This is a genomic window from Nocardia coubleae NBRC 108252 (genome assembly GCF_001612805.1).
GTDB lineage: Bacteria > Actinomycetota > Actinomycetes > Mycobacteriales > Mycobacteriaceae > Nocardia > Nocardia coubleae.
This window is the reverse complement of record NZ_BDBD01000011.1, coordinates 677,221-696,000: the sequence shown is the minus strand read 5'-3', so window position 1 is coordinate 696,000 and position 18,780 is coordinate 677,221. Positions and strand designations below refer to the sequence as shown.

Annotated in this window: 20 protein-coding genes; 5 read left to right on the top strand and 15 right to left on the bottom strand. The window is 65.5% G+C overall.

Annotation, left to right across the window (positions count from 1 at the left end; translation table 11 throughout):
* Nucleotides 1-4 precede the first annotated feature (4 nt).
* The 7 genes from arsD to NCO8_RS12235 all read right to left on the bottom strand — a co-directional run bounded on the left by arsD (nt 5) and on the right by NCO8_RS12235 (nt 4,419).
* Complete coding sequence (arsD, locus tag NCO8_RS12265) at nt 5-388, bottom strand: arsenite efflux transporter metallochaperone ArsD (RefSeq protein WP_067640063.1); 384 nt, start codon at nt 386-388, stop codon at nt 5-7.
* 29 nt (nt 389-417) lie between these two features.
* The gene (locus tag NCO8_RS12260) at nt 418-828 is read right to left on the bottom strand and encodes an arsenate reductase ArsC (RefSeq protein ID WP_067639050.1); all 411 of its coding nucleotides are present in this window, start codon (nt 826-828) and stop codon (nt 418-420) included.
* Nucleotides 829-860: 32 nt separating this feature from the next.
* Nucleotides 861-1,532: an arsenate reductase ArsC gene (locus NCO8_RS12255; protein ID WP_067639048.1), complete on the bottom strand. Its 672-nt coding sequence runs from the start codon at nt 1,530-1,532 to the stop codon at nt 861-863.
* A gap of 26 nt (nt 1,533-1,558) precedes the next feature.
* Entirely contained in the window at nt 1,559-1,912 is a 354-nt protein-coding gene (locus NCO8_RS12250; RefSeq protein WP_210740087.1) for an arsenate-mycothiol transferase ArsC, read from the bottom strand.
* Nucleotides 1,913-1,965: 53 nt separating this feature from the next.
* Nucleotides 1,966-3,066, bottom strand: a complete 1,101-nt coding sequence (arsB, locus tag NCO8_RS12245; RefSeq protein WP_067639046.1) for an ACR3 family arsenite efflux transporter — start codon at nt 3,064-3,066, stop codon at nt 1,966-1,968.
* Nucleotides 3,063-3,425, bottom strand: a complete 363-nt coding sequence (locus NCO8_RS12240; protein WP_067639044.1) for an ArsR/SmtB family transcription factor — start codon at nt 3,423-3,425, stop codon at nt 3,063-3,065. The genes arsB and NCO8_RS12240 overlap by 4 nt, the downstream gene beginning before the upstream one ends.
* Nucleotides 3,426-3,579: 154 nt before the next feature.
* Nucleotides 3,580-4,419, bottom strand: a complete 840-nt coding sequence (locus tag NCO8_RS12235; protein WP_245655325.1) for a helix-turn-helix domain-containing GNAT family N-acetyltransferase — start codon at nt 4,417-4,419, stop codon at nt 3,580-3,582.
* 101 nt (nt 4,420-4,520) lie between these two features.
* Between NCO8_RS12235 and NCO8_RS12230 the strand changes: the two genes are divergently transcribed.
* The 3 genes from NCO8_RS12230 to NCO8_RS12220 are packed head-to-tail and all read left to right on the top strand — an operon-like array spanning nt 4,521 to nt 8,188.
* The gene (locus NCO8_RS12230; protein ID WP_067639040.1) at nt 4,521-5,891 is read left to right on the top strand and encodes an FAD-dependent oxidoreductase; all 1,371 of its coding nucleotides are present in this window, start codon (nt 4,521-4,523) and stop codon (nt 5,889-5,891) included.
* A 9-nt stretch (nt 5,892-5,900) separates the two neighbouring features.
* Nucleotides 5,901-7,124: an MFS transporter gene (locus NCO8_RS12225; RefSeq protein ID WP_067639038.1), complete on the top strand. Its 1,224-nt coding sequence runs from the start codon at nt 5,901-5,903 to the stop codon at nt 7,122-7,124.
* Nucleotides 7,121-8,188, top strand: a complete 1,068-nt coding sequence (locus NCO8_RS12220; RefSeq protein ID WP_067639036.1) for a flavin-containing monooxygenase — start codon at nt 7,121-7,123, stop codon at nt 8,186-8,188. The genes NCO8_RS12225 and NCO8_RS12220 overlap by 4 nt, the downstream gene beginning before the upstream one ends.
* Nucleotides 8,189-8,246: 58 nt before the next feature.
* On the opposite strand, the gene NCO8_RS12215 is transcribed toward NCO8_RS12220, so the two are convergent.
* The 8 genes from NCO8_RS12215 to NCO8_RS31280 all read right to left on the bottom strand — a co-directional run bounded on the left by NCO8_RS12215 (nt 8,247) and on the right by NCO8_RS31280 (nt 16,242).
* Nucleotides 8,247-8,756, bottom strand: coding sequence for a P-loop NTPase family protein (locus tag NCO8_RS12215; RefSeq protein WP_067639034.1), 510 nt, complete (start codon nt 8,754-8,756; stop codon nt 8,247-8,249).
* A 209-nt stretch (nt 8,757-8,965) separates the two neighbouring features.
* Nucleotides 8,966-11,584, bottom strand: coding sequence for a valine--tRNA ligase (locus tag NCO8_RS12210; RefSeq protein ID WP_067640057.1), 2,619 nt, complete (start codon nt 11,582-11,584; stop codon nt 8,966-8,968).
* A 74-nt stretch (nt 11,585-11,658) separates the two neighbouring features.
* Nucleotides 11,659-12,582 carry a glycosyltransferase family 2 protein gene (locus tag NCO8_RS12205; protein ID WP_067639032.1) on the bottom strand — a complete coding sequence of 308 codons (924 nt, stop codon included), beginning with the start codon at nt 12,580-12,582 and terminating at the stop codon, nt 11,659-11,661.
* Nucleotides 12,582-13,268: a class I SAM-dependent methyltransferase gene (locus NCO8_RS12200; RefSeq protein ID WP_067639030.1), complete on the bottom strand. Its 687-nt coding sequence runs from the start codon at nt 13,266-13,268 to the stop codon at nt 12,582-12,584. Before NCO8_RS12200 ends, NCO8_RS12205 begins: the two co-directional genes overlap by 1 nt.
* Before the next feature lie 10 nt (nt 13,269-13,278).
* Entirely contained in the window at nt 13,279-14,634 is a 1,356-nt protein-coding gene (locus NCO8_RS12195) for a hypothetical protein (protein ID WP_157104890.1), read from the bottom strand.
* A gap of 509 nt (nt 14,635-15,143) precedes the next feature.
* Nucleotides 15,144-15,302 carry a hypothetical protein gene (locus NCO8_RS31285; RefSeq protein ID WP_157104889.1) on the bottom strand — a complete coding sequence of 53 codons (159 nt, stop codon included), beginning with the start codon at nt 15,300-15,302 and terminating at the stop codon, nt 15,144-15,146.
* A gap of 59 nt (nt 15,303-15,361) precedes the next feature.
* Nucleotides 15,362-15,844: a hypothetical protein gene (locus NCO8_RS12185; protein ID WP_067639024.1), complete on the bottom strand. Its 483-nt coding sequence runs from the start codon at nt 15,842-15,844 to the stop codon at nt 15,362-15,364.
* Nucleotides 15,844-16,242: a hypothetical protein gene (locus NCO8_RS31280; RefSeq protein ID WP_157104888.1), complete on the bottom strand. Its 399-nt coding sequence runs from the start codon at nt 16,240-16,242 to the stop codon at nt 15,844-15,846. The genes NCO8_RS12185 and NCO8_RS31280 overlap by 1 nt, the downstream gene beginning before the upstream one ends.
* Nucleotides 16,243-16,539: 297 nt before the next feature.
* Here NCO8_RS31280 and NCO8_RS12180 point away from each other — a divergent pair, with 297 nt between their 5' ends.
* Nucleotides 16,540-17,784: an NsdA family TPR-like regulatory protein gene (locus tag NCO8_RS12180; RefSeq protein WP_067640054.1), complete on the top strand. Its 1,245-nt coding sequence runs from the start codon at nt 16,540-16,542 to the stop codon at nt 17,782-17,784.
* Nucleotides 17,781-18,671, top strand: a complete 891-nt coding sequence (locus NCO8_RS12175) for a phosphotransferase enzyme family protein (RefSeq protein ID WP_067639022.1) — start codon at nt 17,781-17,783, stop codon at nt 18,669-18,671. Before NCO8_RS12180 ends, NCO8_RS12175 begins: the two co-directional genes overlap by 4 nt.
* Nucleotides 18,672-18,780 lie beyond the last annotated feature (109 nt).

The following is an 18,780-nucleotide window of genomic DNA, read 5'->3' as shown; positions in this document are numbered from 1 at the left end:
GGAATCAGCAGCACCCGGGTCCGCTGCAGTTGTCGCCCTGGTTGATGTCGAGCAACACCACACTGGATGCCGCCGAATTCGGCTGATCGAGCGCCGACCACGAGGTGATCTCCTCGCGCGTCGGGTACCGGCCGGTGAGGGCCGTGACGCCGTCGACCAGAACGAGTGGAAGGCCTTGCGAACCTGCGACTTCGAGAAAGCTACGAACGGCATCGTTGCTTGCGAACGCCATCGGCTCCGAGGCCATGTTGAACCGGGTGATGTTCCCGCCCTGGCTGCGAAGCCAATCCAGATCGGCGGAGAAATTCACCAGGGCCTGGTCGACGTCGGGCCCGCAGATGCCGGTGTTGCAGCACAGGGCGGGCTCGAAGACCTCGATCTTGCTCATCAACATGTCGCTTTCTCGAGTCGGGTGATTCAGGCGCGCGCGGGGAGAAGTTCGGCGATCAGTTCCTCGATCCGCTTCTTGATTTCGTCACGGATCGGGCGCACCGATTCGACGCCCTTGCCCGCCGGGTCTTCGAGCTTCCAGTCGCGGTAGTCGACACCGGGGAAGTACGGGCAGGCATCGCCGCAGCCCATGGTGATCACGACCGACGAGGTCTCCACCGCCTCCGGGGTGAGGATCTTGGGGGACTGGTCGGTGATGTCGACACCGAGTTCGGCCATCGCTTCGACCGCGGCCGGGTTCAGGGTTTCACCGGGGGCGCTGCCAGCGGAGCGGACCTCGATCTCGTCGCCCGCGAGGTTGGTCAGGAAACCTTGCGCCATCTGGGAGCGGCCCGCGTTGTGGACGCAGACGAAGAGCACGCTGGGTTTGGTCGTCATGGGAGGCAATGCCTTTCGGTGGCAGGGAAGGGTCAGCTGGCTGGGATGTCGAGTTCGGCGAGCAGGTGTCGGACGCGGGTTTCGATATCGTCGCGGATCACGCGGACCGCTGCGAGGTCGTGCCCGGCCGGGTCGTCGAGCTGCCATTCCTCGTATCGTCGGCCCGGGTACAGCGGGCAGGCGTCACCGCAGCCCATGGTGATGATTACGTCGGCGGCCTGCAGGATCTCCTCGGTCCACGGCTTGGGGAATTCGCCGGTGATGTCGATGCCGATCTCGGCCATCGCTTCGATCGCGGCCGGGTTGATCTCGTCGCCGGGCTCGGAGCCACCCGACCACGCCACCGCGTTGTCACCGGCGAGGTGCGTGAAGAACCCCAGCGCCATCTGCGAACGGCCCGCGTTGTGGGTGCACAGGAACAGCACCGTGGGCGTGCCGGTGTTGGCTTTGCCTTCGACGCGGGCCAGGGCGTTGAGTCGCTGGCGGGCGAAGCGTTCGGCGAGCAACGGCAGGTAGTTCACCACGGTGGCGCGCCCGGCGAACTGGTCGTAGGAGGAGTGCAGGAACCGGTCGATCGTCTCGAGGCCGAAGGTGCCTTCGAATTCACGGCCCAGTCGGGTCGCGGCCGTTTTCAGCGCGTGCTGCTGATCGAGGGTGAGGTCGTCACGGTGGTAGTTGGCATGGGTAACCGGGCTGTCGGTCATGACACTGTCCCTTGGTTGGTCCGCGCTCAGGCGGTGAGTTCTTCCAGCAGTAGGACCACGCGTTCACGGATGTCGTCGCGCACCAGGCGCATGCGTTCGATGCCGTCGATTCCGCGTTCGGAGGGTTCGTCGGTGTCCCAGTTGATGATTCGGACACCGGGGACGGGTTCGACCTGTGCTTCGCGGCCAAGGGTGACCACGAGGTCGACGGTGCGCAGCAGGTCGGGGTCGATCGGTTTGGGCATTTCGTCGGCCAGGTCGATGCCCAGCTCGGTCAGCGATGCCACCGAAAGCTCGTTCAACACCGAACCAGGCCGGGTACCGGCGGAGTGAACCTCGACGTGGTCACCGGCCAGGTGACGCATCAGACCGGCCGCCATCTGGGACTTGCCGCCGTTCTTCACGCAGACGAACAGCACCGAGGGCTTGTCGCTCACTTGGCGGCTCCGGTCACCGTGGGGCCAGAGGTGGTGTCGGAGAATCGCTTTCGCAACGCCAGCGAGACGTAGACCAGTCCGACCAGCACCGGGACCTCGATCAGCGGGCCGACGACACCGGCGAGTGCTTCGCCGGAGGCTGCGCCGTAGGTGGCGATCGCGACGGCGATGGCGAGTTCGAAGTTGTTGCCCGCGGCGGTGAAAGCGAGCGTGGTGGTGCGTGCGTAGCCCAGGCCCATGACGGCGCCGAGAGCGTAGCCACCGCCCCACATGACGGCGAAGTAGGCCAGTAGCGGGATGGCGATGCGGACGACGTCGAGGGGGTGGGAGGTGATCTGGTCACCCTGCAGGGCGAAGAGGACCACGATCGTGAAGAGCAGGCCGTAGAGGGCCCACGGGCCGATGCGGGGAAGGAACTTCTCCTCGTACCATTCGCGGCCCTTGGCGCGTTCGCCGAAGCGGCGGGTGAGGTATCCGGCCAGCAGCGGGATGCCGAGGAAGATCAGGACCGATTTCGCGATTTCCCAGGGGGAGACGTCGATCGCGGTCTGTTCCAGCCCCAGCCAGCCGGGCAGGATCGACAGGTAGAACCAGCCGAGGACGGCGAACATGAACACCTGGAACACCGAGTTCAGGGCGACCAGCACGGCCGCGGCGTCGCGATCGCCGCAGGCCAGGTCGTTCCAGATGATGACCATGGCGATGCAGCGGGCCAGGCCGACGATGATCAGGCCGGTCCGGTACTCGGGCAGATCGGGCAGGAAGATCCAGGCCAGGGCGAACATCAGCGCCGGGCCGAGTACCCAGTTCAGGAGTAGGGACCCGATCAGGAGTTTGCGGTCGCTGGTGACGGTGTCGAGGCGGTCGTAGCGGACCTTGGCCAGCACCGGGTACATCATGATCAGCAGACCGAGCGCGATCGGCAGGGAGATGCCGTCGATCTCGACAGCGCTCAACGTATCGCCGAGGCCCGGAATCATCCGGCCGAGCAACAACCCGGCGGCCATCGCCACGCCGATCCATACCGGCAGGAACCGGTCGAGGGTCGAGAGCTTGCCGACAACGGGCGGGTGCTCGGCGGTCGTTGTCGCGCTCATGCCGTCACACCCTCATCGATCAGCGCGCTCGAGATCCGGGCGAATGCTTCGGGTACGACGCGGTAGTACACCCAGGAGGCACGGCGCTCGCTGGTGAGTAGTCCGGCTTCGCGCAGCACCTTGAGGTGGTGCGAGATGGTCGGCTGGCTGACGTCGACACCGTCGGAGATGTCGCACACGCATGCTTCTCCACCGGCGCGGCTCGCGACCAGCGAGAACAGTCGAAGGCGCACCGGGTCCGACAACGCCTTGAATACGGCGGCGAGTTCGGCGGCCTCCGTAGGGGGCAAGGGATCGCGGACGACCGGCTCTACGGCACAGGCCGCGACCGGGGTCAGGTTCAGCTCCGACTTAGACATCCTTCGATATTGACGCATATCAATTCAGTGTGCAAGCAAACATCCGGTGAACGACCGCTGATTGTCTTCTGGCCATGGTCTCGAGTTCGTCCAGGGTTGCGTCGGCAGTCGCGAATAGGCAAGCAATCGCCGGGTGAACACCATGAAGGGGTGGTCACCTGACCGGCGAGCGGCGCTCGAGCAGAACGGTGTCATGCCAGACACCGTCGCGTTGGGCGATGCGCTCGCGCACACCGACGGTGCGGTATCCGGCGCTGTGATGCAGGGCCAGCGAGGCGCGGTTGTCGGTGAAGATCGAGGTCTGCAACGTCCACAAGCCATCGTCGTCCGCGGCGAGGACCTGCTTGTGCAGCAGGGCCTTGCCCACGCCGCGTCCACGGTGGGAGTCGGCGACATAGACCGAGCTCTCGGCGACACCGGCGTAGCAGTCGCGGCTCGACACCGGGGCAGCGGCGGTCCAGCCGACGACGCGGCCGTCGATCTCGGCGACCCATCGGTGGGCGGGCAGCCAATGCTTGTCGAGGTGGGCGCGGGTGGGGACTTCGGTCTCGAAGGTCGCGATCCCCGTGGCGATCCCCTCACCGTAGATGCGGCGCACGTCAGCCCAATCCCTGGGCTCCAGGGCGCGGATGGTGACGTCGGCGGGCAGGTCGGCGGGGCAGCACGGACGCGGCGCGAGCAGGCCCATCACCGCATCGGCGGCGTGGGGCAGTCCGGCGCAGCATGCCTCGTTGACGGTGACGATGGTCGCGGCGCCTTCCTTGTGCAGGCGCACGAATCCCACGTCGGCGAGCTTGCGGACGTGATGGGAGGTCGTGGACTGACTCGTGCCCAGGATCTCGGTCAGCGCGCCGACCGTAATGCCTTTCGGGGTCGTGGCCACCGCGTGCAGCAATCGCACTCGCACCGGTTCGGCCAGGCAGGCGAACCACTCGGCGTAGGTGGTGGCTTCGCCGGTCGGCAGGACCTGGGCTTGGGGCAGAGCGATGGGCATGTGGCCAGTATATCGACGTAGATCGATGGTTGCATTCATCGATGCCAGTCGATACTCTCAGCCGTAGTTAATCGATCTGCATCGATGAAAGAAGGTTCGTCATGAACTCCCTGCCCGTCGTAGTTATCGGAGCTGGTCCGGTCGGTCTGGCCGCCGCTGCCGAGCTTTCCCGTCGTGAGCTGCCGTTCCTGCTGCTCGAGCGCGGTGAGCACGCCGGTGCTGCTGTCGCGCAGTGGCATCACGTGCGGGTGTTCTCGCGTTGGGCCGAGCTGATCGCCCCGGCCGCACGACCCATTCTCGATGCTCACGGCTGGACCGAACCCGACCTCGAGGGCTACCCGACCGGCGCGGAGTGGGTCGAGCACTACCTGCGCCCGCTCGGCGCAGCGCTCGGTGACGCGGCCCGGTTCAACACCGAAGTGACCGGTGTCGCGCGCCGAGGCCGCGACCGTGTCGTGGACGCCGGACGCGACAGCGAACCGTTGACCGTGCACGTGCGTAGCGCCGACGGGCGTGAGGAACGAATCATCGCCCGCGCGGTTATCGACACCTCCGGCACCTGGACGACACCGAACCCGCTCGGCGGAGACGGGCTGCCCGCTATCGGCGAAGCCGCTGCGGCGCAACGTATTTCCTACCGTGTGCCAGACCTCACCGACCCTGATATCGCGGCCCGGCACGCAGGCCGTCACGTGGTCGTCGCCGGAAGTGGGCACTCCGCGCTCACCGCGTTGATCGTGCTCGCCGAACTGGCCGGCGAGCACCCGGGGACTCGCATCACGTGGCTGCTGCGTCGGGGCACGATCGGATCCACTTTCGGTGGCGGACAAGCCGACGAACTACCCGCTCGCGGCGCCCTCGGGCTGCGCGCTCAGGCTGCGGTCGAGGCCGGACACATCAACGTGGTCACCGGATTCCGCACCGAGACCGTCGAACACGCCGACCACGGCCAGCTCACGCTCATCCCCGCCGAAGGCGACCCCGTCACCGACGTCGACGAAGTGATCGTGCTGACCGGGTTCCGCCCGGACCTGTCCTGGCTCTCGGAAATCCGGCTCGACCTCGACGCCACCTTGCAGGCACCGACCAAGCTGGCACCGCTGATCGACCCGAACGCCCATTCCTGCGGCACGGTCTACCCGCACGGAGTCACCGAACTGTCCCACCCCGAACCCGGAGTCTTCCTGGCCGGGATGAAAAGCTACGGCCGCGCACCGACATTCTTGGCGATGACCGGCTACGAACAGGTCCGCTCCATCGTCGCCGCCCTCGCCGGAGACCACGAAGCCGCACAACGAGTCGAACTCACCCTGCCCGACACCGGGGTCTGCGGCGGATCCGGACTGTTCGACGCCCCCGCCGAAGAATCCACGGGCGGATGCTGCGGGGCCCCCACCGCCGTGCAGGAGCTGACCCTCAGCGTGCCGACCGCGATCCAGGAACTGCCCCTGACCTCCTCGCCCGCGCGCTGATCCACTGCGATGCAGGCTGTTTCGACACCGACGGCACCCGCCGCGGCCGGGTTGCGGCGGGTGCTGGTGGTCTTGTGCGTCACCGAGATCACCAGCTGGGGAATCCTGTTCTACGCCTTCCCCGTCCTGCTCGGAGCCATCGCCACCGACACCGGATGGTCACCCACCGCGCTGACAGCGGTGTTCTCCGCCGGACAACTCCTCACCGCGCTCACCGGAATCCTCGTCGGCCGACGCCTGGACCGCCACGGACCACGAGTAGTGATGACCGCGGGCTCTGTGCTCGCGGTCGCCGCGCTGATCATCGTGGCCACCGCGCAGACCCTCATGGTGTTTCTGCTCGGCTGGGTATCGGTCGGGGTGGCGATGGGTGCGGTGCTGTATCCACCGGCTTTCGCCGCGCTGACCCGCTGGTACGGACCCGACCGAGTGAAAGCGCTGACCGTGCTGACCCTCGCAGGTGGACTCGCCTCCACCGTGTTCGCATCCCTGACCGCCGCACTGGTCTCCCGCATGGACTGGCGTGCAACCTATCTCGTGCTCGCGGTGATTCTTGCGATCGTGACCGTTCCCGGGCACTGGTTCGGGTTGCGACTGCCCTGGCCCGACCGCCCCGAACCCGAAGTCGAGCACATCCATCAAGCTGACCCCGGCACGATCGCCCGCAGCCGAGCCTTCCTCGCACTGGCGATCGCGTTGAGTGTCACCGTGTTCGCTTCGTTCGCGGTCGTGGTGACCCTCGTGCCGTTGATGACCGAACGCGGAATCTCCACCACGACCGCCGCGATCGCCCTGGGCCTCGGCGGGGTCGGGCAAGTCGCCAGCCGCGTCGGCTACAGCGCCTTCGCCGCCCGCACCACCGTGCGCACCCGCACCACAATCATCCTGGTCGCGATCGCGGCCACCACGATGCTGCTCGGAATCTTCACCACAGCAGCAGCATTGACCATCGCCGCCGTGCTCTCCGGGATGGCACGCGGTGTGTTCACCCTCCTACAGGCCACCGCGATCACCGACCGGTGGGGCACCGCCCACTACGGGCAACTCACCGGCTGGTTATCGGCACCCATGACCATCGCCCTGGCCTCGGCCCCCTTCGCCGCCACCGCCCTGGCCACCGGACTGGGCGGCTACCCCACCACCTTCGTGATCCTCGGCCTCGCCGCCGCAGCGGCTGCCGCGCTATCACTGACCACCATTCCGAAACACTCACCGAAAGAACAACACTCATGATCGACGCACTCGTCATCGGCGCCGGACAATCCGGTCTCACCGCCGCCCGCGCCCTCACCGATCACGACCTGACCCCGGTCGTCCTCGAGGCCGGGCCCGAGGCCGTCGGGTCCTGGCCGCACTATTACGACAGCCTGACTTTGTTCTCACCCGCCCAGCACAGCACCATGCCCGGCCTGGAATTTCCCGCCGATCCCGACCACTACCCGCATCGCGACGAAGTCGTCGACTACCTACGCCGCTACGCGAAAACCCTCGACGCCGACATCCGCACCAACACCACCGTCACCACCGTGCAGGCCCACCCCGATCAAGGGTTCGTCGTCCACACCGCTGATGGACAACAGCTCCACACCGCCGGGATCGTCGCTGCCACTGGCTCTTTCGGGAACCCGTATCTGCCTGAACTTCCCGGGCAAGGCCAGTTCGGCGGGAACCTCCTGCATGTCGCCGACTACCGCCGCCCCCAGGACTACACCGGTCAGCGGGTGATCGTCGTCGGCGCGGGCAACTCCGCAGTCCAAGTCGCTTACGAGCTCACCGACCACGCCACGGTCACTTTGGCCACTCACAACCCGATCAACTTCTTGCCCCAACACCGCGACGGACACGACATCCACCACTGGCTCGTAACCACCGGTTTCGACCAACTCCCACCCGAATGGCTCATCCGCTACGTCGGCGGCACCCTCGTCATGGACACCGGCGACTACCACCACGCCCTCACCACCGGCCGCTTGAACCGGCAACCGATGTTCACCAGCTTCGACACCGACGCCATCGTCTGGGCTGATGGCACCCGCGAACCGGTCGACACCGTGCTCTTCGCCACCGGCTACCGCCCCAACCTCGGCTACCTCACCGAGCTCGGTGCACTCGCCGACGGCTACCCACTCCACAGCGCCGGGGTATCGACCATCCACCCAGGCCTGGTCTACGTCGGACTCGAATTCCAGCGATCGTTCTCTTCCAACACCCTGCGCGGAGTCCACCGCGACGCCGAGCTCGTCATCACCGCGCTGGCCGCCCATATCAACCGGGCACCGGCCAAGATCGGCCTGTAGTCCCAGCGGGTATTGCGTCCGCGGTAGAAGTGCGGTTCGGCTCCGAGAACAATTGGTGTCAGCTAGTAGCGGGAGATTGAGAGCGTGGGAGGGAGAGGTAGCGCGTGGCTTGGCGGCGACTTGTCAGCGTGATCAGCTCAACGTGGTCGCCGTGTTCGGCAATCAGCTCGCGCACGCGCGGGCGCAGCTGGGCGCGGTAGCTCCAGATGTAGCGCAGGAATCCCCAGGTGATGCGGTCGTAGACGCCGTCGCGGTGTTGACCGCCCCGGTAGCGCCAACGTCGTTGCAGCACGCCGGTGATACAGGTGATGGCGGGCAGGTCGAGGAAGACGACGGTGTCGGCCGCGGCGAGTCGAATCGGCAACGTGCCCGCGTAGTTGCCCTCGATCAGCCAGCGCGGTCCGGCGACGAGGCGCTCTTGGATGGCCTGGAATTCTTCGGCTGGGAGCGGGTTCCAGTCGGAGTCGTAGTAGATCGCGTCGAGGTGGGTCAACGGTAGCCCGAGCAGGTCGGCGAGCTGGTTGGCGAGGTGCGTCTTGCCGCTGCCGCCGCAACCGATGATCACCATTCGCGTGGTCCACGCCCGGCCACAATACCCGCCGCTGGTCGGCTGCCAATTCTTTAGGCGTCGAGGAGAGACAACTGTGCGTAGCGGGAGCCTCATCTTGTCGTCTCCTCGAATTGGCACTGTAGAGACCCTTGATCTTCTGGGCCGATGTTGTATGACTCAGACACCCGACAGCCTTCGGCTTGCGACGAAGGCTGTCGGGGCGAGGGTTATCCCAGCAGCGTGGCGAGCTGTTCGCGGATTCGCTGGGCTGCTGTCTCAGCGTTTTGGTGTCGGTTGCGGATTCCAGCGACGATGTCGTCGGGCGCCTTCGCGAGGAAGGCGTTGTTGTTCAGCTTCTTCTCAGCGGCTTCGATCTCTTTGAGGGCGCCGGCGAGGTCCTTCTCAAGTCGACGTTTCTCGGCCTCTACGTCGATTGCCTGCGACAAGTCGAGGCTGATACGCGAATCGCCAATCGGCAGCGTCGCGGTCGGAGCGAAGTCAGCGGTCGGGGAATCGAGGCGCAGCAGTTGCCGGATAGCTGCCTCGTGGTCAGACAGCGCCGCGGCGAGGTCGAGTTCGGCGGGCACCCTTTGACTTGAGCGCACACCCTGCTCGGATCGGAATCGGCGAACATCGGTCACGAGTTGCTGGAGTTGAGCGACCGTGGCGTCGGCGTCGGCGTCGGCGTCGGGGTCGCGGAAGCCGGAGTCTTGCGGCCAGGCGGCGATGACGACCGATTCTTCGCCGGTGAGGGTTGTCCACAGTTTCTCGGTGACGAATGGCACGAGCGGGTGCAGCAGGCGCAGCAAGGTGTCGAGCACGTGCCCGAGGACCCGGCGTGATGCCTCGGCGGGCGAACCGCCTTGGGCGAAGACAGCTTTGGACAGTTCCAGGTACCAGTCGAAGGCTTCGTCCCAGGCGAAGTGGTACAGCAGGTCGGACAGTTTCGCGAACTGGTAGTCCTCGAAGTAGTTGTCGACTTCGGCGATCACGGTGTTCAGACGCGACAGGATCCACCGGTCGGTGACCGAGAGGTCCTCGGTCGGGGGCAGCGGCCCGCTGGTGGTAGCGCCGTTGAGGAGGGCGAATCGGCTCGCGTTCCAGAGCTTGGTGGTGAAGTTGCGGCTACCCGCCACGGTCTCTTCGGCGATGGGTGCGTCGGTGCCGGGGTTGGCGGCGCGGGCGAGGGCGAAGCGGAGTGCGTCGGTGCCGTAGGCGTCCATCCAGTCGATCGGGTCGACCACGTTGCCGAAGCTCTTGCTCATCTTCTTGCCGTGTTTGTCGCGGACCATGCCGTGCAAGGCGATTGTCTCGAACGGTGCTCGGCCCGTGGCGTAGATGCCGAACATCATCATGCGGGCGATCCAGAAGAACAGCAGGTCATACCCGGTGAACAGCACGGTGTTGGGGTAGAACTTGGCGAGGCTGTCGGTTTGGTCGGGCCAGCCCATGGTCGAGAAGGGCCACAGGGCCGAGGAGAACCAGGTGTCGAGTACGTCGGGGTCTTGGGTCCAGCCTTCGGGGGCGGTTTCGTCGGGTCCGACGCAGATGGTCTCGCCGGTGGGGCTGTACCAGATGGGGACGCGGTGTCCCCACCACAGTTGGCGGGAGATGTTCCAGTCGCGCAGGTTGTCGACCCAGTCGAAGTAGCGACCGGCCAGCTCGGGCGGGTGGATGGCGACGCGGCCGTCGCGGACGGCGTCACCGGCGGCTTTTGCCAGGGGTGCGACCTTGACCCACCATTGCATCGACAGCCGGGGTTCGATGACGGTGCCGCAGCGTGAGCAGTGCCCGACAGCGTGGGTGTAGGGCCGTTTCTCCGCGACGATGCGGCCGTCGGCGCGCAGTGCGGCGACGACGGCGTTGCGTGCTTCGAGGCGGTCGAGTCCTTGGAACGGGCCGGGGGCGGTGATGATCGCGTGCTCGTCCATCACCGTCAGCGAGGGAAGGTGGTGGCGTTGGCCGATCTCGAAGTCGTTCGGGTCGTGGGCTGGGGTGACTTTGACCGCGCCGGTCCCGAATTCGGGATCGACGTGCTCGTCGGCGACGACGGGGATGCGGCGACCAGTCAAGGGAAGTTCGATCTCGCGGCCGACGAGGTCGCGGTAGCGCGGGTCGGCGGGGTGTACGGCGACAGCGGTATCGCCGAGCATGGTTTCGGCGCGGGTGGTCGCGACGACGATCTCGTCCTCGCCGTCGCCGTAGCGGATGGATACGAGTTCGCCGTCGAGGTCTTTGTGGTCGACCTCGATGTCGGAGATCGCGGTGGCACAGCGCGGGCACCAGTTGATGATGCGTTCGGCCCGGTAGATGAGGCCGTCGTCGTAGAGGCGTTTGAAGATCGTCTGGACCGCTCGCGAAAGGCCCTCGTCCATTGTGAAGCGCTCGCGGTCCCAGTCGACGCCGTCGCCGAGGCGGCGCATCTGGTCGGAGATCGCGCCGCCGGACTCAGCCTTCCATTGCCAGACGCGCTGCTCGAACGCTTCACGACCGAGGTCGTGGCGGGAAAGACCCTCCTTGGCGAGTTCGCGCTCGACCACGTTCTGGGTGGCGATGCCCGCGTGATCCATGCCGGGCTGCCACAGGGTCTCGTAACCCTGCATGCGCTTGCGGCGGGTGATGGCGTCGATCTGGGTGTGTTCGTAGGCGTGGCCCATGTGCAGGCGGCCGGTGACGTTCGGCGGCGGGATAACGACGGCGTAGGCGGGCTTGTCGCTGGCGGCATCGGCTGTGAAGTAGCCGTTATCTACCCACCGTACGTACAGCTCGCCCTCTAGTTCTACCGGTACGAAAGTCGTCGGCAGGGTGGTCGGGTCGATGCTGTCTGTGCGGTGGGTTTCGGTCACGGTGGACCAGCATATTGGCTGAGCATCGATGCTTTCACGGCCGCCGGTCGGAGTCGGGTTCGGGTTGGTCTCGGTCATGGAATCCCCAGCACGTCGATGGGACTGCCCAGGGTGGCTTTGCGGCCCCGGGCGAGGGTCAGGGCTTGGTCGAGGTCGACTGCGGCCATGTGGAGCAGATCGGTCAATCGGTCGGGTTTGCTCGCGCAGACGAAGCCGGCGAGTTCGGCGGCGGGCCGGTTGTCGGCGAGGATCGTCTGGAAGTAGTCGAGGTTCTTCTCGACGGTGAGGCGTACCGCCTGGAGTTCATCGACCTGAGCGACCGACAGGCGCGCGAACCGGGCGTGCACCCGGTACTCGTGGAACGGGCCCGGGATGCACGCGATCGAGTTCGGGTGGCCGCGCCGGTGCCGGGCGGCGAGCAGGTCGATGGCGAACGACCAGTCCTGCCATTTGCGGACCCGAGGGTCGTAGCCGCCCGCGGCGAGGGCGTCAGCGCGCCGGTACACGATCGACATCGGCGCGTGGTGCTTGCGGATAATCAATTCTTCGCGGCACGGGTATGCCGAGATCGTTAGGCCCTGGAAGGTGCCAAACATCTGGGAGTAGGTGTGGACGAACGCTAAATCGGGCGCGGACTCCAAGAGCCGGACCGCCCGTTCCGGGTAGCTGCCAGTGGCGAGGAGCGCGGGGTTGGCGGCCAGGCGATCGTCGGAATCCAGTGGCAGTACGAACGGGTATCGAGCGGCGTCGAGCCCGGCATTGCGGGCCGCCTGCGCGCCCTGGTTCTCGCCTAGTCGCACCACGCGAACCTCGGGCAGGGCCGAACATGCATCGAGGCTGGCCAAGGTGTCTGGGTCGTCACTTCCGTCATCGACCACCACGACCTCACCGCGGAACGACAGCCGTTGTCGGAGTGCGGATTCGACGGCCTCGCGCACGAAGCTCCCGCTGTTGTAACAGGGCACGATCACGGTGAGCCCGAGCGCATTTCGACTCATTAGCGGACCCGGTTGTTGGTAGTGCGGTAGGCGCGGACGGTGAACTTGTTGGCCTCGAAGTAGTTGCCGGGAGAGTCGGTGTTGCGTTCGCAGTGCCCAGTTAGGCTCATGTGGCAGCTCCATCCGTGGTAGAGCCCTTCGATGGTGGTGCGGAAGGTGTCGGCGGTGTAGGCGGCTTCGCTTTCGATCATTACCCGGCGGCCCTGCCTGTCGGTGCGCGTGATGTCGGTGAACACTTCGAGAAAGTGACCGGTGCCAACCGGTGCTCGCTGGACGCAGCGGGTCAGGATTTCGCGGACCTGGTCCTGTCGTAGGTAGTGCAGGACGTCCTTGGCTATGACGACTCCGAATCGTTGTCGCACGGGGTAGTTCTCGATGCGTTGCTGGACCAGTTCGATCCGGTCGGCCCAGTCGTCGGGGCCGATCAGGCGGGTGCGCATGATCTCAGTCGGGACCTGGTCGACGGCGACGACGTCGAAACCGGCGCGGGCCAGGGCGACGGTGTAGGTGCCCATGCCGTAGCCGAGGTCGAGCGCGGTTCGCGGTGTGTGCGGATCGAGGGCGTTCAGGAATCCGGCGAACCGGTCGGAGACTGGTGCCGAAAGTCGTTCGGCCGTTGCTGCGTTGCTTGACAGCGCGGCGAGATAGAAGGCGGTGACTTCCTTTTGCGAGCGTTCTGTGCACATGGGTTTGCTCCTAGAATCCGTCGACTTCCACGATCTGGCCGGGTATCCGTAGCGATAGCGCGAGGGCCTCGGTGACACGCATGGGTAGGTAGTGGTCTTGCAGGCGGCTGCGGGTTTCGGTGCCGCGCAACCAGTTCTGCATCAGGGCGCGGTTGCTGTCGCTGTGGAAGAGTCCGTCGAAGGTCTCGCGGGTGACGTAGTCGTCGTCGGTGAGCAGCGAGGCGTTGGCGCGGGTGAGGATTTCGGCGACCGCGCCGATCTTGTCGGCATCGGGACCTCGCGGGACGTCGTAGCAGTGCACGTGGACCGAGTACAGCGTCGAGAGCTGGGCCTCCAGATCGACACTGCTGGTACGGCCGTTCTTGTTGTACACCCCGTCCGGGAAGGTCGACCAGTTCCGGATCGATGGTGTCGTCTGCTCGAAGGACAGCGTGCCCAGGGTGATTGTGGCGTCAGTGTCGGTATCGACCAGCCGGAACGTCGAGGTGATGTCGGTCTCACCGAAGCGTCGCGGTTCCCGTCGCAGCACGGCGCATTTCGCGTGGCCGCCGAGCAACTTCGTCGCCAGTGACGACACCCTGCTGCCTTGGTCGGCGGGAAACGCCCCGAACGAGCTGATCTGCAACCGTAGCGGCCGACGAGCGAAGAGCAGCTTGTTGAGTGCGAGGACCTGCACGGCGAGGTCGATGTAGTGGTAGCTGCCGTGCATCAGCATCCCGTACCCGTACCGGTAGGGGTGGTCGTCGCGGGTGACGAACTCGTGCTCGAGATTCCAGACACCACCGGCGGCTCGCAGGTGAAACGATGTCACCGGCGCCCGCCACGTGAGCATCCGTTCCCGTAGTGGTGCGATGAGCCGATCGTTGTAGATGCTGTGGTAGCGGCTCAACGTCATCACCGAGTGCCGTGACCTCTTGGCCGAGGCGCCAGCGATCAGCTCGGACATGGTTGTCGAGATCTGGGTGGGATCGAATGCGCCCGCGTTCATCGGAGCCAGGACCGGCTTCTCGACCAGCGAGGCGATGCCCTCTTCGACGCAGCGGCGCAGGTAGGGCTCGTGCGAACCGACCTCGGTGGCGATGTAGGCCAACATCGGCAGACCGGGAACCCGCAGGAAGCGCAGCGCGGTGAGCGCTGTGTCGAGCGCCAGCGCGCGATCGCCTCGATCGGCCTGGACGAAAAACTTCATGCGCGGCTGCGGGTCCGCGCCGACCAGGCGAGCCTCGATCACCTCACGCTCGGATTCGAGGTCGATCAGCGACCAGGAATCGAGATGACCCTCGTCGATCGCCGTTCTGATCACGGGCATGTACTTGTTGCGGACGATCTCGTCGTATCCGACGACGACCAACTGGTGGATGCTCATCGAGTCCTCCATTCTCACGCGGCGGTTCTCGATGGCCGTCGCTGGTAGGTGGGCCACCAACGGCGTCTGCCTGCTGGCGGGGCGTTGAAAGGGAGTGAAGGTCTAGCTCCCGGAATGAGGCTCCTTCGGCTAGCTCTGACGGTGGCCGACGGCTGTGTAGGTGCTGAGGTCGTACTTCGGTGGGTGAAATGCCTGATGTGCCAGGTCGCCTATGTCTGGCCACCACTGGTGCGGTGAAACCAGACCGGGCTGCAGTAACTCGTAGCGGTCGAGCATCGCGGTCACCGTTGTGCGGTCGCGCGGCTGATAGGGGTTATGTGAGCGAGGCGTGGCAGCGGTGTCGAATGCGGCATACATGGGGATTGGGATTCCCTGGCTTGAGCGGGTTTTCGGGGGTCGCCCCGGAGTCGCCGGCCTCGGCACGAGGCCACGACCGGGTGAGACGTCGCGGGCATCTCGCCCGGGCACGTGCGGAGGCCATTCGGTAGGTCGACGTGTGACGGCAGGGGTCAGGGCTGGAGGTAGAGGCGTTCGTTGGGCAGCCGTGGCAAACCGGTGCACCGGCCGGGATACACCGCCACGGCTCCGGGGCGGTGGGCAGCCACGTCGCAGACGAACACCAGCGCGGCAGTGACACAGGCGGCGAATTCCATTCGGACGCTGGACATCAGGACCGAGAGTCGGACGTCGGGTTCGTCAGGGCGTGGCGACCGCCTGCCGTCGGTGCTCATCGCCGAGCCATTCTGGGCAGGAAGGCTCGCGCGCACTCGATCACTACTTCGCCGGAAGGCCGGAAGGTCCCGGTTGCCGGCGAGATCCAGGTGCGGATCATCGATGAGTCAGGGACGGGAGAGGGCAAGGCGATGTCTCCGTCCCGGATGACCACCACACGCGCCTGCCACAGCTGCGCGACGACGGCAGGGTCATCTATCGGACGCAGATCGGCTCTAACCAAGAAGGTCCACATATCCGCCCGGGGGTGGCCGATGATGGACAGCGGCGCAACTCCGCGCACGTCGAGGCTGGTCTTGACGCGCTGAGCGAGCTGGCTTGGCATCATCACCGCGCCGATTAGCCGCCCTGCCTGCATCGTGATCCGTCCCGTATCCGGGTCGACCACTGTGGGCAGCGAGCAGATCCGCCGGTAGAACTCGCAGCGGGAGCGCGGTGTCTCGGTGAAGGCAGTGGCCGGAGAAGCGCCCTGGGACATTACGTCCACCCTGCTTGGATCATCGCCTCGAACACCTGAGTCAGAACGGCAGCCGTCGGCTTGGGAACGGGCCGGGTGTACGCCTCGACCGCGAGCGAGTGGTCATCGCACCCGGGCGGAGGCTGAACGGCGGCGCAGACCAGACCGGCGTTTTCGAGGTCAGCCGTGGTATTCAGCAGCTTTGGTCGGCCCTGCGGATCGCGATGCTGACTGGACAGGCGGGATGTCGAAGGCGCGGGAAAGGGCTCGCGCAATGAAGGATCGCTCCATGCGACGACTTCGCGGTCGCGCATGCAGTCTGTGCTCAGATCGCGTTTGTATTGGGAACTCGGACCGCTATCAGGAGACTGCGGACACAGCCCATCTTCCGAGGCGTGGTTCAGGATCGTCCTGCTCATCAATCCCCCTGGTAGGGCCCGGCGGGTGTCACACTCGACCGCTGCTCGAAGGCTCGGGTAGCCGGAGTGGACCTGCTGCAATTGGGTAGGTCACGTCCAAGCATCCAGCGTCGAAAGCCGCAGGAAGAGGGCAAGTTATGGGGCAGATTAGGGCGGTGGCAAGGCGCTCGCTGCGATGCGTTTGCCGACTACACTCAATGGCGTTCCCGTACTCCACGCGGAGGTGCCGTGCCCCCGAACACTCAGTTGCAACGACGCAGGGAAGGCACGCCGTCACGGTTTGTGCCAGGACAGACGATGACGCGCGCTGAGCTGGCTGACGCGATCAACGAGCATGTATGGCGAACAACTGGCATACGACGAGACTTGGATGCGCACGCAATCGCGAGATATGAACGGGGAGTAGTGCGTTGGCCGAATGCTGACTACCGCCGCGCGATGAACGACATCCTCGGGGCGTCGGACGCTGAACTCGGGTTTGTCGCCTCCCGCCGTCGCCAGCCAGATGAGGGGCAACCCGATAGCACGCTCGCGGTGAATCTGTTCAGTCCGTTTGGCCCGTCTGCTGATCCGACGGCATTGGTGACCTTTTCTGGTTTCGAAGGCTCGCGACCCGCTCGTGTCGGCAACAGCGAGATCACTGCGATCCGCGTCGCCACACAGGCCGCCGCAGAGACGGAGAACCTTCACGGCGGGGGCTCATCAGCGATTGTCATCGCGAGCCGGGAGCTGACCAGGTTTGCGCCATGGGTGCACAGCTCGGTGAGCGCTAAGCTGCGTCGTTCCCTATTCGAGGCGGTCGGGAATTTGAGCAGCGTCGTAGGCTATACCGCGTTCGACGCGGGTGAGTTCCTTAATGCCGACCGCTGTTTCCAATTTGCCTTATGGTGCGCAGATTCGGCCGGATCGTGGGACCTGCGTGCCAGTGCGCTCGCTGATATGGCGCGGCGGTCCGCGTTCGTTGGTGACCCTGACAGCGCACTCTCCCTGATTGAACTTGCTCAGGTCCGGTCCGACCGGCTGGCCTTCACCGTTCGGGCGATGCTGAGTGCCATGCGGGCACAATACTTAGCGTCCTTGGGTCGTAGCGGTGAGGTAGTGGGTGAGGTTGCCCGCGCGGACGAGCTCTTCGCAGCTCGTACCCCCGACTGCGACCCGCCGTGGATGTGCTTCTACGACACAGCCGAACATCTCGGAAGCACAGGAAAAGCGCTCGCGCTTGCAGCCGAAGCACTCGGCTCGATCGATGTCGCCGCACCTCGGCTTCGCTACGCAATCGACATGCACGGCTCCGAATATCTGAGGTCGCGAACTTTCTCAGAGATTCGGCTTGCTGCGTTGACGATGAAGCTCGGTGACCCACGTGAGGCGGCAGCGCTCGGATGCGAAGCGGTAGAGCACAGTCGGGCGCTGAAGTCGGCGCGTATCGCAGCTGAGCTTCGTGGACTGGCGGCTGTGGCGAATACTCACCGTCGCATCGCTGACGTCGGCGAGTTGTGGGCGATGATCGCCGCCACAGCACCACGTAGGCGAGCGAAATGAACAGACCCGAAGCTGCCGAACTGAGCGCACGGGCCGTTCTCGAACAGGCAGCGCCCAGAAGCGGCGTCGATCCGAGGCACGCGGAACTCGTACGAGCCGGGTCGAACAGCATCTTCATGGTCGACGACCTCGTTGGTCGGGTAGGCAAGGTGGGGTCGGCGGACTCGGCAATGCGGGAGCTGCGTATCTCCCAGTGGCTGAACGCATCTGGCTTGCCTACGGTTCGAGTCGCTGACGTGCCGAACCCGATTGCGGTCGTGAACGATCGCCCGGTGACCTGGTGGGAGCGTATTCCGGCCCATCGCGCGGCGAGCACGACCGAACTCGCAACTGTGCTTCGCCGCCTGCACGCACTCGCGCCACCGACGACTTTTGCTCTACCGGAGCACGAACCACTCGCCGGCCTGCGCGCAGTCATCACGTCCGCAGATGAACTCGGGGATAACGATCGTGCATGGCTTCTGAAACACCTCGACACGTTGTCCAGTAGGTACCTGGCTCTTGGTGAGCCGGTGCAGCGCACAGTGATTCATGGGGATGCGTGGCAGGGCAACGTCGTTGTGCCGCTCGATGGCGTTCCGATAGTTGTTGATTTGGACCGTGTTTCGTTGGGCCGTCCCGCATGGGACCTCATCCAGGTAGCTGCTGACCGTGCCGACTTCGACCGCTTGTCAGAAGCCGATTACCGATCGTTTGTGGATGCGTATGGTGCTGACGTCACTACCGATCCGGCCTTCCGGCTGCTTGCCGACATTCAAGAGTTGCGGTGGGTCGTCTTCGCCCTGTCTCGGTCATCGAGCAGCGAGAACGCAGCCAACCAGGTGCGGCACCGTCTGGCGTGCCTGCGAGGCGAGGTCGCCCGGCCGTGGCATTGGGACGCGCTCTGAGGAGCCGATGCCCTGCTGGCAGGCCGTAGCCGCCACAGGGACACCGCACAAGCGCGGCATTGGGATCAATCGTAGCCGAGTGGTGTGTGGTCGAGTGTCCAGGGTGCAC